At 36.5% G+C, this 13,328-nt stretch carries 16 protein-coding genes; 8 read left to right on the top strand and 8 right to left on the bottom strand.

The window, feature by feature from the left end; translation table 11 throughout:
- Positions 1–331 precede the first annotated feature (331 nt).
- From E2K98_RS26625 to E2K98_RS26610, 4 genes are all read right to left on the bottom strand, one after another.
- The gene (locus tag E2K98_RS26625) at positions 332–418 is read right to left on the bottom strand and encodes a YjcZ family sporulation protein (protein WP_133339518.1); all 87 of its coding nucleotides are present in this window, start codon (positions 416–418) and stop codon (positions 332–334) included.
- Between the two features lie 53 nt (positions 419–471).
- Positions 472–591 (bottom strand): YjcZ family sporulation protein, encoded by a 120-nt coding sequence (locus E2K98_RS26620; protein WP_235824940.1) that lies wholly within the window; start codon positions 589–591, stop codon positions 472–474.
- 333 nt (positions 592–924) lie between these two features.
- On the bottom strand, positions 925–1,089 hold the full coding sequence (locus tag E2K98_RS32450; RefSeq protein ID WP_133339514.1) for a YjcZ family sporulation protein: 165 nt from the start codon (positions 1,087–1,089) through the stop codon (positions 925–927).
- A 36-nt stretch (positions 1,090–1,125) separates the two neighbouring features.
- Entirely contained in the window at positions 1,126–1,236 is a 111-nt protein-coding gene (locus tag E2K98_RS26610) for a YjcZ family sporulation protein (protein ID WP_133339512.1), read from the bottom strand.
- Between the two features lie 490 nt (positions 1,237–1,726).
- On the opposite strand from E2K98_RS26610, the gene E2K98_RS26605 reads away from it, so the two are divergent.
- Together E2K98_RS26605 and E2K98_RS26600 are read left to right on the top strand one after the other, a co-directional pair.
- Positions 1,727–2,566, top strand: coding sequence for a DUF2935 domain-containing protein (locus tag E2K98_RS26605; protein WP_133339510.1), 840 nt, complete (start codon positions 1,727–1,729; stop codon positions 2,564–2,566).
- A 330-nt stretch (positions 2,567–2,896) separates the two neighbouring features.
- Positions 2,897–3,235 carry a YmaF family protein gene (locus E2K98_RS26600; protein WP_133339508.1) on the top strand — a complete coding sequence of 113 codons (339 nt, stop codon included), beginning with the start codon at positions 2,897–2,899 and terminating at the stop codon, positions 3,233–3,235.
- Positions 3,236–3,322: 87 nt separating this feature from the next.
- Here the strand turns inward: E2K98_RS26600 and E2K98_RS26595 are convergent, their stop codons facing one another.
- Entirely contained in the window at positions 3,323–4,345 is a 1,023-nt protein-coding gene (locus E2K98_RS26595; RefSeq protein ID WP_372512610.1) for a GMC oxidoreductase, read from the bottom strand.
- Positions 4,346–4,620: 275 nt separating this feature from the next.
- On the opposite strand from E2K98_RS26595, the gene E2K98_RS26590 reads away from it, so the two are divergent.
- Positions 4,621–5,085, top strand: a complete 465-nt coding sequence (locus tag E2K98_RS26590; RefSeq protein ID WP_133339506.1) for a GNAT family N-acetyltransferase — start codon at positions 4,621–4,623, stop codon at positions 5,083–5,085.
- A gap of 136 nt (positions 5,086–5,221) precedes the next feature.
- Here the strand turns inward: E2K98_RS26590 and E2K98_RS26585 are convergent, their stop codons facing one another.
- Positions 5,222–5,404, bottom strand: coding sequence for a hypothetical protein (locus E2K98_RS26585; protein WP_133339504.1), 183 nt, complete (start codon positions 5,402–5,404; stop codon positions 5,222–5,224).
- Positions 5,405–5,818: 414 nt separating this feature from the next.
- Here E2K98_RS26585 and E2K98_RS26580 point away from each other — a divergent pair, with 414 nt between their 5' ends.
- Both E2K98_RS26580 and E2K98_RS32150 read left to right on the top strand, forming a co-directional pair.
- Entirely contained in the window at positions 5,819–6,448 is a 630-nt protein-coding gene (locus tag E2K98_RS26580) for a GNAT family N-acetyltransferase (protein ID WP_133339502.1), read from the top strand.
- A gap of 336 nt (positions 6,449–6,784) precedes the next feature.
- Entirely contained in the window at positions 6,785–6,916 is a 132-nt protein-coding gene (locus E2K98_RS32150) for a hypothetical protein (RefSeq protein WP_268884142.1), read from the top strand.
- A 717-nt stretch (positions 6,917–7,633) separates the two neighbouring features.
- On the opposite strand, the gene E2K98_RS26575 is transcribed toward E2K98_RS32150, so the two are convergent.
- Positions 7,634–8,830 (bottom strand): hypothetical protein, encoded by a 1,197-nt coding sequence (locus E2K98_RS26575; protein WP_235824939.1) that lies wholly within the window; start codon positions 8,828–8,830, stop codon positions 7,634–7,636.
- A gap of 169 nt (positions 8,831–8,999) precedes the next feature.
- A complete protein-coding gene (locus E2K98_RS26570; protein WP_133339500.1) occupies positions 9,000–9,503 on the bottom strand; it encodes an antibiotic biosynthesis monooxygenase family protein in 504 nt (167 codons plus the stop codon).
- A 271-nt stretch (positions 9,504–9,774) separates the two neighbouring features.
- On the opposite strand from E2K98_RS26570, the gene hemE reads away from it, so the two are divergent.
- The 3 genes from hemE (at position 9,775) to hemY (ending at position 13,315) form a co-directional block, all read left to right on the top strand.
- Positions 9,775–10,821 carry a uroporphyrinogen decarboxylase gene (hemE, locus tag E2K98_RS26565; RefSeq protein WP_133339498.1) on the top strand — a complete coding sequence of 349 codons (1,047 nt, stop codon included), beginning with the start codon at positions 9,775–9,777 and terminating at the stop codon, positions 10,819–10,821.
- 90 nt (positions 10,822–10,911) lie between these two features.
- Positions 10,912–11,844: a ferrochelatase gene (gene hemH, locus E2K98_RS26560; protein ID WP_133339496.1), complete on the top strand. Its 933-nt coding sequence runs from the start codon at positions 10,912–10,914 to the stop codon at positions 11,842–11,844.
- Between the two features lie 31 nt (positions 11,845–11,875).
- On the top strand, positions 11,876–13,315 hold the full coding sequence (gene hemY / locus E2K98_RS26555; RefSeq protein WP_133339494.1) for a protoporphyrinogen oxidase: 1,440 nt from the start codon (positions 11,876–11,878) through the stop codon (positions 13,313–13,315).
- Positions 13,316–13,328 lie beyond the last annotated feature (13 nt).

Here is a 13,328-nt window from a genome sequence, read left to right as displayed (position 1 = left end):
TATATACGACTTAAGAAAAGAAATTAGCTATATTTTGTAAATGATGACTAGGAGGAGCCGTGTGCGTTAATAGCGCAAGCACGGTTCTGTGAGGGGGGAGGAGTACAATCTACCGCAAGGTAGAAAGGCTCCCTTCTACTCGACTACTTTAAGAAGACATACAAAAAAGACCTCTAAAGGTCTTTTTAATTGGGTCATTCTTTAACTGAGCCAAGAAAAAAAATAGCCCATCTAGGATCTTTATAGGGATCCACCAACAAAACGCTCAAAAATTTACGATAATCGAAAAGGCCCGATAAAGGGCCTTCTTCCTGCTCCATCCATCTTATTATTAGTAGAACACAAATGCTGTACCAACGATGATTAGAAGGATGAACAATACTACGATTAACGCAAAACTATTTCTTACTCCGTCCATTTATTACACCCCCAGCCTTAATGATTCATTCCGCTAGAACGTGTATTGGTTTATTAAACAATAAAAGAAGTACCAACAATAATTAAAAGAACGAACAATACTACGATTAAAACGAAAGTGCTACCTCCGTAAAAGCCACCCCCGTAGCCAAAACCGCAGCCTCCGAGCCGTATCCAAACATACTTATCACCACCTGTTAGAATGTCTAAAATAAAACTTTCACTATGTATCATATTTTAAAAGACAAGAATCGCTTGGACAAACATCATATTGAGAAGGAAAAATATACGATTTGCCTATAAATGCAAAGAAACGTCTGCTTTATAGGCAGACGTTCTTTATATCCGAGAAGGTAATGTAATATGTCTGGCTCGCTGGTGGTAATCATAATATATGTACAAGATATTGAAATGTAATGGACAAGGGCTGATTTTTTTGTATTTATTAAACAGATTACACAAAAAGAAAAAAGTCTTTTTTTATAAGACTTTTTTCGAGAATTTAAATTAGTAAAAACAAGCTGCTCCAACGATAATTAACAGGATGAACAATACTACAATTAAAACGAATGGATTGCCTCCGCAAAAGCCACCACCGTAGCCAAATCCAGGGCAACCACCACCACCGTAGCCACCGAATCCACCGCAGCCACCGAAACCGTAACCATCCATATTAAATCCTCCTTTCAATAAGGAATAGGTTATTTTTTAAACAAAACCACAACCACCAACAAAGGCAGTTCCTACAATAATTAAAAGGATGAACAATACAACGATTAACGCAAAGCCACCACCTGCGAAAGCTACACCATCAGACATATACAGAACCTCCTTTCACCTGTTACTTATAAAATATGTAATAACACCAAAAAGGGGGTGGGCGCTTAACCAAGCCCTGCCCATAAAGTCATATTTGGCATATGTTATATAGACCGAATTCGCCTGCTGCACCTCAGGTGTGTTCCGCCTCCTTTCTTGAAGAAGAAAAGTTTGGGATTTTCTTCTTCTTACATAAATTACATTTTATTTAATAAATCATAAGCTTTGAGTACTTCCGTTGTTCCACTAACGAGTGCAAAAGTTGAGAATCAGAGCTACATTTTGACTTATTGAGCTAACATTACAGTTTAGTTCCATAAGATTAATGTGGGAACCAAAGTTTTTAACGATAGTATTTAGGCAGAACAAAGATAAAGTCCTCTTTATTTCATAATTTTCAAAGTAAAACGGAACTTTTGCTTTAAGGCATATTCAATTGACTATTTAAATATGAATAGAGCAAAAGGAGTATTTTCAGGGAGGTTATAGAATGCACGGGGATGATATATCTTTGCATGCTGATACTGGTGTTACATCTACATTGTTTGTTGAGCGCTCTATAAATGAAATTCGTTTTTGGGCTAGGATTATGAAAGAACATTCTTTATTTCTTCGATTGGGTTTTAGAGCAGAAGATACTCAATTAATTCAAGAGGCTAATCAATTTTATCGCTTATTTGAACAAATCGAACAAACTGCACATTCCTTTAATAATCAAACAGACCCCGAACAAATAAGAAGGTTTAATTCAGAAGTACAGCAAGCTGCAACTAATATTTTCGTATTTAAACGGAAAGTATTAGGACTAATTCTCACATGCAAATTGCCAGGGGCAAATAATTTCCCACTATTAGTTGACCATATAAGTAGGGAAGCTAATTATTTTAGAAAACGATTAATTGAATTAAACGAAGGAAAATTACAATCGCTTCCAGATGCCATTATTAAAGAAAATGTCTTCTTCTTAAGGATTATGGCAGATCACGCCAAATTTATTGGGCATCTCCTTGATCCGTCCGAAAGGAAACTTGTTGATGTAGCACGGAATTTCAGCAATGATTTTGATCAATTGCTGTATCAAGCAAAGGACTTAGAATCTATGAAACCACAATCTCAAACAGTGCCTCTTTTAGATCAATTCCTTGATCAAAATCGGGTGTCGGTCGCATCTCTTAGGGACTTCAAGAAAACAGCCCGTGATTTAATTGAACAATGTAAAATAAAGAGTATTATTCATCCTCTATTAGCAGATCATGTTTTTCGGGAAGCCGATAGGTTCCTTGAGATCATTGATATGTTTGACGCGCATCTTACAGGTGGTACCCGATAATCTAGATCAAAAGTTAAAGGATGTACATGTTGGGTTAATAAAGGATTGGTGCTTGAATTAAAAATCGAGTTGCGGTGGCAGCTCTTTTTTTATTATAGTTACAAGATTGTGAAGAATTGTACTGAAAGTAACGGGTGGGCAATGGAAAAAGGTATTTTTTTACTTATTTAATGGACATATTTTAATAATTTAACAAATATCATGTGTAATAAAGTTGGGGGAATCATATAAAAACATCTTTATCATGAGGTTAAAGGTCTCTGAGTTGGATAATCCGTGATTAATAACATTAAAAATCCATTATAGGAGGAAATATAAGGGGTGGAGGCAGTGGCAAAGGTAGGAAAAGATGATTTTGTAAATGGGTTTGTTCCGCACCACAATCATGGTTCAGTTGATTATACTTCAGTGGAGGCAGACCATGTTCATCAGTGTTTAGATGTTACATCTCCTCCAATTCAAACGCAGGATGGCAACCATATTCATTATACTGAGGGATATGTTGTCTTTGAAAACGGGCATACTCATCATTATAAGGCATATTCAGGTCCAGCTATTCCTGTTGGAAATGGAATGCATGTCCATTACTATGATTTTCACACAACAGAAGACGATGGACATCGACACCATATTAAGGGTGTTGACCAACCAGCTCCTGGTAATAAATAGAATGTCAAATAAAAAATACACAAACCAACCTATCGATTGACAGGTTGGTTATTTAATTTTCGTTTCACCAAGAACTTTTGCCCAATCTTAACGATCGCCTTCCTGTATTAAATGTTTCGCTATCGTATATCCAATTAGGAATGCAGCGGCAGATGTGTTGCCATCAACAGTAAAGGGGATTATCTTTGCATCCGCAACAATTAAATTATTGAACCCATGTACTCTCCCAAAAGAATCAACTACACCACCCAAATTTAATGGTGCCATCCGTAATGAGCTTTGTTGATGGTGATTATGCCCAAAGTTTTCTTTAATGAAGTCTTCAAGTTGTTCGTCATCATTAATTATTTCAATTGTTGGACTTACCAGTTGGTATGTTGAATCAATTTTTGAAAGGCTTTCTGCGATATGTTTAATATAAGTTCGATAAATGACTTTGACGCTTTCCAAATCAGATTCGTTATCAAGGAATCCTTCATCTGCAAGAACAATTTTTGGGGGATCGTTATTTTGTATTTTGATAGACCCTCGACTTTTAGGTTGTAAAAATAAAATGGCAATATTTAAATTCCCTTCAGATACAATGCCAATCAGTTGGACAGCACGGCGTTGATTCTTTTTTCCAGAAAGAGGATTTGGTAAAAAGGCCCCTCCTGTGTATAGTGCAAACGGGTCTTTTTCAAGCTCAGGAAGATCCTTTTGATTCATTGTAAATGTAGCTGTGTTTAACGTATGATTCGTTAAATATTTTCCTACATTTGGATTATCAAAAATTACTTTAATTCCTGCCTGTTTTAGGTCTTGTGATGGTCCAATTCCAGATAACATTAGAAGCTGAGCACTGTTTATGCCTGCTGATATAATAACCTTTTTTCGGGCAAAGGCTTGAATCCTTTTGCCCTCTTTAAGGAGTTCAACTCCATTAGCCGTTTTCCCCCTAAATAAAATACGAAGAGCTGTTGTTTTGTATAATACCCTTAGTTTACGCCCATTTACCCCAATTCCATTAGGAGTCATAATATCTGAAGATAAAAATGCGGTGGAAGAACCCATTAGGTTTTTGATATAATTGCCAGCGGTTAAAAGGTCAAATGGGAGTTCTAGGGTCATTATAATCAAGAATTTTAGGTAAATCAGTTGCTTGTTCCATGGCTGAAACCAATTTTTTCGTAACGGTAGGGGGGGTTTTTGGAGTTTGTCTTATATCTATACGACCATTAAATCCATGAATTTCTGGACTGCGATTCTTCCATAACGAAGGGTCGCTTTTTCTTATTCAAGTAACGGGGCAGGTTAGCTTAAGCGGATTTTGGACTTTTTTACTGAATATTTTATTATAGGCATTTTAGTTTATATGAAGGAAATTAATAAAAGAGGAGTAAGAAATGAATTTTCGTATAATAGACATTGAGAAAGACAAGGATTTACTTATTAAGTTTAGGAAGGACACTTATATCCACAGTTTTGGTACAGATGAAGGTTTTGATGAAATAGGATATATAAACCGAATGGAAGAAAGGGTTAATAAATGCCCTAGTGGTCAGTTAATTGTTGAAGAAGATAATACTCCAATAGGACAAATAGGACTTGGTATCGTTGATTATTGTGGAACACAGATTGGATATATAAATCTAATTTATTTGTTATCTGATTATCGTGGAAAAGGACTTGGAAAAGATTTAATTACGAATGCAGAAAACTTTTTCAGGGATATGAATGTTTCTGAGTACCATTTACGGGTATCCTCAACCAACCAAAGGGCAATTCAATTATATACTAATTCGGGAATGGTCAAATTAAGGGAAGAGAATAAAGGACAGCCCGTATTAAGAATGAAAAAAATTTTGTAATCTAATAAATTACCATTGGCATTACTTCATCGTAGAGTAATGCTTTTTTGGTAACATTGTGAAGAATTGTACTTACACTAACGGGTGCAAGAGTTAAAGATGGGGGACGGCTTAGGCGATTACTTTCGTAATTTTATTAAAGTAAGGAATCACTATTCAAGAGTGAAAAAGGAAGATTGCGATTTTCCACTAATAAAGTTCCTAATCGTTTAATTTCTCCATATATTTGCTCACGAATATTATTATCCTCACACCTATAATATTCTTCAAATAGCCGACCAAGTTCCTCAATGATGGTAAGGTATTCAAACCAATTCACTATTCCAACACCTCTTAAATAAGTGCAATAAAGTTTAAATTCAAATAATATTAAACTGAAATTGGTTTTAGTTCAATGAGAAAATTAGGGAGACTTTACAGAACTTTCTGCTTATGAAAATACTCATATATTTGAAGCTTTAAAACAGGCAATGGAATTAAAAGATAAAAAAATCAGAATAAATAAAGGCAGAGAAAATAATTGAAAAACACTCCAATTTGGAGTGTTTTTTTCATCATTTATTTCATATCGATTAGTAAATATGACAAGGGAGGGCTATATACGTCAGACTATGCTTTTTTGTCTATTGGATATATTATTCAGTTCTTTGGGTTCATTTTATGACGAAGGGGTGATTTATTTAGTTGGTTCCGTCCTTATATTGTTCAAAGTAAAATCCATAGGGGGAAGTATATGAATAGAAAAACACATTTTTTTTGGAGTGAAATGTACTATCAACCTAAACTTACCTACATTTTAAAAAATTTGTGCCCATCTTTGTTTGATGAACTGGGTAAGAAACTTGAAATTATCTTAGGTTATCCAATTGAGGTGTATGTAAATAATAGCGATAAGGAGAGGTGGACAATTTCTTTTAATGGACATGGTATAGGTTCTTCCATTCGGCTTATCCTCTATGTATATGATCCAAGCGTAGAAACATTTGGGGCTGCGGATATAGAAATTATTAATCCAACAGTGGAAATTGTTGATTTTGTAATGCATCCAAAAAGAAAAGGTTTAGGTACAAAAGTTATTAACCAATTAATTGATTTTATAGAAGATAAGAATTGGGGATTTGAGATAATGATATTGAAGGCACAGGATCTAAAAGCAGCATCATTTTGGAGTAAAGTTGGATTTACAGAAGCAGATCTTTACCCTTCGTATACTCCAAGTATGACCCGACCTTTCATTAAAAAAATAAGTGAACCTAAGATGTCAATTAAAATAAGTTATCAAAATTCATTTAGGGGAGAAAAGGTAATAATAAGTCAATACGATTTGAAGACAAATAACAAATCTTCCCTAATTAATCTTTAACAAATGAAAAAACTATCGAAGAAATATGCATATATTAAAAAGATACAACTAAAAATTTGTTTCTTAATGAAATGATTATTAGAAAAATCCTATTGGTTGGGTATTTAGAATAGGTATCATACAAAAAAGCCTTTAATTACAAGTGAATGCTTGTATCAAAAGGTTTTTTTTTATTCCACCATACATGACAACCCATATATATAAATTGATTATTGAGCTTTTTTTAATGTATTTAGGATAGTCACTTTTTTTAAAACGAAAATTATCTTAACTGTTCATCGGAATGGGACAATCTCGTATATTCATAGATTTATAGATAAAGAGGAGGGGGGAATAATGAAACTACAAAAAGAAATAAAGCATGTTCGAATTTCCTTTTCAGATAAATCTATTTCTAAAGAAGAATTTTATAACTTCTTAGCACGTTTACTGATAAAAAATGAAGAATATAAAACCAAAGCCACTTAGGTCGTAAGCGTTTTGGGTTCCATTTTCGGGAGTAAAAGTATAAAATGACACATAAAATTGCGTGTGAAATTGAAACACGCAATTTTATGTGCAAAGGGAATATTTCAATTTTAAAGGTAATGTTTTTTCCGTTTCATTAATGGCTAAAGGGTCCTACCTTGAAGGAAATTATCCAAAGAATAGAAACTTTATATTTTTTTGTATTCAATGTGTACAAGCTATTTTTTAGGATAATTAATAGTAAAGTTACCATTGTAAATTTTTATGGTGGTTTTTATTATAGTAATGTTATGAAGCTATTAAAAACTAGCCAATAAATTATTTGGACAAGTAGTAAAGTACGGCAAAGGGATAGGAACTGCTATTATTGAGGTTTTAGCAGTACGGCAAAGGGATAGTTGAGGGATATTGCATTTCAATCCCCTCCATGTTTTTTTCATAAATTGATTTTAACAGGGAAATTTTAACTTGCATCTTATCAACATAGTAGAAAACACAGGAAATAAGAAGCTTTTATTGGAATTTAAATAGGGAAAATGCTTATTAATTGCATATCAATTGAAAACTTTTTCAGACAGGATAGTAACTAAAGAGGAATTTCAAGAATTTTAGCATGACTATTAATTAAATATGAAGAAAATAAAACACTCGGTGCGGAATTAAACCCTGAGTGTTTTTATTTTGTAGATTAATGGACATGTCCCAAATTCAATAGCCTCAAAAAGCAAATGAATGGGCAACAGACCCAGCAAGGGAAATTCCTGAGAATCCTGAACCATCCAATCCCGTGATTGCACCCACGGTTGTCAAGGTAACAGCGCCAACAGCTTTACTTAACGGCACGATATTGGCTAATGCTATACCAAGATCATTGACAATACCCTGCGAGCCTTTTGGTAAAAAGTCTCCGATGATTTTGGTAAATCCAGCGTCGCCCAAATAGAAGAAAGCTGCGATGGGGATTACCGGTCCAAACACCTTAAAGCCAAACTGAAATCCTTCTATTAAATATTGTGTTGTTTGTTCCAAACCCTTTCCCTTATGACCTGTCATTGTGATTAATAGCAAGATAAGGATGGAGGTACCGCCAATTAAAGCGGTTGCATCACCGCCCTGCAATTTAAGGAGTGACATAGCTGCCACGTCAGCTGCAAAAAGAAGGGGAACTAAGATGGCAAAAAAGCGTTTTTGGGCAGTGGATAAAAGGGTTGGTTTTTCAGAGGTTTCCGTATTAGATTCATCTACAACGGAAGAGTTGAGTGTAAGTGTGCCTCGTTTCATATCCCTTTTAATAAAGTATAAAGCCGTTAAGGTTGTTACAAGCCCCATGACAAATACTAAGGGAATACTTGCATCAATTACATCTTGAATGGGGAGTCCGGCGGCATCAGAGGTTAATTTCGGTGCAGCTTGAATAACAAAGTCTCCTGATAGAGCAATCCCATGACCAAACAGGTTCATTGCCATCGCTACGGCAAGCGCTGGAAGTCCGGCCCGAATCGCAACAGGAAGGAGTACAGCGCCTAATAAAGCGACAGCCGGAGAAGGCCAGAAAAACCATGAAATAATCATCATCAAAATACCAATAGTCCAATAAGCAAGAGTAGGGTTTCGGATTAATTTTGTAAAAGGGGATATCATAACATCGTTAATTCCGGTGTCTGTTAAGGTCTTACTCATTCCAACTATTATCGAAATAACTAAAATAGTAGATAAAAGCTCTGTTATGGCATAAGCAAAACTGTTAAAAATACTGCTAACAGAAGCACTTAATGATCCAGTGGCCGTAATCGCAATTAAGAAAATCCCAGCGATACAGACAAGTGTGGTATCTCTTCTCATCACCATAAAACCAATGATCAAAGCAATAAAGACAACATATATCCAATGGAGAGCTGTGAGCTCTACTAGCATAGTACTAACCTCCTTTCATTCACCCAAAGGCGAATAGGTCATTCGCCCTTAGATGTATTACAGAATATGAAAAAACACCAAAGTGGTGAGAGGAGGCGTAAGAAAAATTTTAGGGATTAAGCTTTTTAACAAAAGAAATGGAACGGAGACGTGCTCCATTCCAATGTTCCTATTTTGGGATTGAATATTGACTAATATATGGTTCACTATCAAATATATGTGGAAGGGTATCGATTCCATTTTCCCCTGCCGCTTCTCCTTCTTGCGTGGAAATGGATAAGGTATTCTGCCAGCTATGAAAGGACATTTCGTTTTCCCAAACAGTTAAAATTGCGTATGTATTGGAGTCTTTCGGTCGAAGGGCACGAATCGCGATAAATCCTTGTTCGTTTTCAATCGATTGCGCTTTTTTCTTAAAATAATGCTCAAATAATGGGCGTCCTTCATCCGTTACCGGATAATTGCTTAGGATGACCATGCTCCCATTTTGAATATTCCCCGCTGATTCAAATACCTCATAAATTCTCGGTTCCTGAAAAACAGTTTTTCCATTTGTTTCATGCAGTAATAAGGCGCCATTTCCACCTGTCATCGTAATCATGGTTTCACTGGGATACTTTTTTTCAATACTTTTTAAAAAATCATATGTGCCAACTGTCATATAAATGTTCATTTACATCACTCCAGCTTAAGTTTCATTACGGATTAGTTTATACTAAAATCATTTTTTGCATGCTTACATATTTCTACTACCCCTGAAACCACTTGTGAAACGTAAAAACGACTATTTTTTGACACTTATACTAGTTATCTATACACCAATAGGAATAATGGATATAGTGAAGAGTGTAATCATTACAAGACTGCACTGCAGTGAAGTTTTATTTTACTTCTATATATATTACAATGGAAAACAGACATGTTTTGAAAGGGGATTTTCGTAAATGTCAAAAGTAATCAACGAGACATTTTTAAAAGCTGCAAGAGGAGAGAAGACGGATTATGTTCCAGTTTGGTATATGAGACAAGCCGGACGCTCACAGCCTGAGTATAGAGAAATTAAAGAGAAATATTCCTTATTTGAGATTACCCATCAACCGGAGCTATGTGCTTATGTGACTCGCCTTCCTGTTGAGAATTATAATGTGGATGCCGCGATCCTTTATAAAGACATTATGACGCCGCTGCCAGCATTAGGAGTGGACGTTGAGATTAAAGGCGGAATTGGTCCAGTCATCTCAAATCCCATTCAATCCTTAGCGGATGTGGAAAAACTAGGGGAAATCTCTCCGGAGGACGATGTTCCCTATGTACTAGAAACCATTAAACTATTAACACAGGAACAGTTGAGTGTTCCATTAATTGGCTTTTCTGGTGCGCCATTTACACTCGCCAGTTATATGATTGAAGGGGGTCCTTCAAAAAACTATAACAAAACCAAAGCCTTCATGTATGCAGAACCAAAGGCTTGGTTTGCCTTAATGGAAAAGCTTGGCGATATGATTGTTACATACGTAAAAGCTCAAATCAATGCAGGGGCAAGAGCGATTCAGATTTTTGACTCATGGGTTGGAGCCCTCAATGTTGAAGATTATCGAACTTTTATAAAGCCAATTATGAACCGAATTTTCGCCTCCCTTAAGGAAGAAAATGTGCCGCTTATTATGTTTGGTGTGGGCGCAAGTCATCTAGCATTGGAATGGAATGACCTTCCGCTCGATGTAGTTGGATTGGATTGGCGTATGCCGATTCAGCAGGCGAGAGAATTAGGGATTCATAAAACGGTTCAAGGGAATTTAGACCCTGCCATTTTGCTCGCTCCTTGGGAGGTTATTGAAGAAAGAGCAAAAGCCATTTTAGACCAAGGTATGGCACAAGATGGATATATTTTTAATCTGGGACATGGAGTCTTCCCTTCTGTTAGCCCAGATACATTGAAAAGACTAACTGCATTCATCCATGATTATTCTGCATCGAAGTTAAGTCGGTAATTACCAATGAAGTGTTAAAATTGATAAGATGATTAATTTTTTGGACAATATAGTGAGTTGTCAATAGAGACTTAAAAAGAGGTGCAAAACATGACAAAAAGAAAAATGGGCCTGCTTGTAATGGCATACGGTACCCCATATCAAATAGAAGATCTTGAACGCTATTATACACATATTCGTCATGGACGGAGGCCGACAGATGAAATGCTCGAAGACCTTCGTAATCGTTATGAAGCAATTGGCGGTATTTCCCCGCTTGCAAAAATTACGCTCGAACAGGCAGAAAAACTTGAAGAGCATTTAAATAAAATCCAGGATAAAGTGGAATTTAAAATGTATCTTGGATTAAAGCATATTGAACCATTTATTGAAGATGCTGTTAAACAAATGCATGAAGATGGAATAGAAGAAGCTATTAGTATTGTACTTGCTCCTCATTTTTCAACTTTTAGTGTTAAATCCTATAATGGGAGAGCAGTTGAAGAAGCGGAAAAATTAGGCGGACCGAAGATTACTTCGATTGAAAGCTGGTATCAAGAACCTAAATTCATTGATTATTGGGCAGAGAAGCTTAAGGGGATTTATCAACATATGCCAGAGGATGAAAAGGAGAATGCTGTTCTAATTGTGTCAGCCCATAGCCTGCCGGAAAAAATCCTCCAATTTAAAGACCCATATCCTAAACAGCTTCAAGAAACAGCAGATTTAATTGCTTCGCAAGCAGGCATTGACAAATATGAAATTGGCTGGCAGAGTGCGGGGAACACTCCAGAACCATGGTTAGGCCCCGATGTTCAAGATTTAACAAGAGATTTATTCAAAGAACATCACTATAAGGCATTTGTTTATGCACCTGTCGGGTTTGTTTGTGATCATCTTGAAGTTCTTTATGATAATGATATTGAATGTAAAAGAGTTACAGATGAGGTGGGGGCAACATACTATCGCCCGGAAATGCCGAATGCCAAAGAAGAATTTATTGATTGCTTAGCTGGGGTAATTTTAAAAACGTTAACGGATTGAAGGGAATTCAAGTAGGAAGAAGGTGACATCCGTGGCGGAAAAACAAAAGGTTGCCATCATTGGGGGTGGAATTGCCGGGCTCGCGGCAGCCTTCTATCTTCAAAAAACAATAAGAGAAAATCAAATGCCAATCGAGGTCATGTTAATTGAAGCTTCCCACCGTCTCGGAGGAAAAATGCAAACCGTTGTGAGGGACGGCTTCACGATTGAAAGGGGCCCGGATTCCTTTTTGGCACGGAAAACGAGCATTATCCGCCTGGCAAAGGAAGTGGGCATGGATCATCAATTGGTTCCAAATTCAACCGGTAAATCATATGTCATGGTCAATGAGGAACTGCATTCTATGCCAGGCGGATCCATCATGGGAATTCCAACTGAGATTGGTCCGTTTATTACGACGAAATTATTTTCTCTTCCCGGTAAAATTAGAGCTGCTGCCGATTTTATTTTGCCAAAATCCCCAAGTGGACAGGACCAATCATTGGGTGATTTTTTTCGAAGAAGATTGGGTAATGAAGTAGTGGAGAATTTAATTGAGCCACTCTTATCAGGAATCTATGCGGGTGATATTGATCATTTAAGTTTGATGTCAACCTTCCCGCAATTTTATGAGGTCGAGCAGAAGTATCGAAGCTTGATTATCGGGATGAAAAAATCTGCCCCAGCCCAGCCGAAAAAACCGGTCAACACTCAAAAGGGAAAGGGCGGCTTTTTGACCTTTAAATCCGGACTTCAGTCGTTCGGTGAAGCCATCGAAGCGAAATTGGACCCTCATTCGATTTTAAAAGGGCATCGTGTGGATACAATCACGAAGGTAAATAAAGGATATGAAATCTTTTTGAACAATGGAGAAACATTGGAAGCTGATTGTATCATTGCAGCAACACCTCATAAGGTGACACAGTCCATGTTTTCGCACTATAAATTTTTTCACCCGTTTAAATCGGTTCCATCAACATCAGTCGCAACGGTTGCCTTAGCTTTTCCAAAAGAAGCAATTAAAAGGGATATTGACGGGACAGGGTTTGTAGTTTCGCGAAATAGTGATTATTCGATTACTGCCTGTACGTGGACACATAAAAAATGGGAGCATTCCGCTCCTAAAGGAAAAGTTTTGCTCCGGTGTTATGTGGGAAGAGCGGGGGATGAGACCATTGTTGAACTCTCAGATGATCAAATCATTAAGTTTGTTCTAGATGATTTGAACAAAACAATGGATATTTCAATGGAACCTGATTTTGCCGTTGTTTCTCGCTGGAAAAATGCTATGCCGCAATATACGGTAGGTCATAAACAAAGGCTTGAAACCATTAAGAAACATATAAAAGAAGAATTACCTGGAGTATTCTTGGCTGGAGCTTCCTATGAAGGTGTAGGTGTCCCCGATTGTATTGACCAAGGGGAAGCCGCTGTTAAGGCTGTTTTTGAATATTTACAAGAAAAGACACAAAAAGAAGCTGTTCAGCCATAACAGCTTCTTTTTA

The organism is Bacillus salipaludis, assembly GCF_004358205.1.
This window is presented reverse-complemented; position numbering and strand designations above follow the sequence as displayed.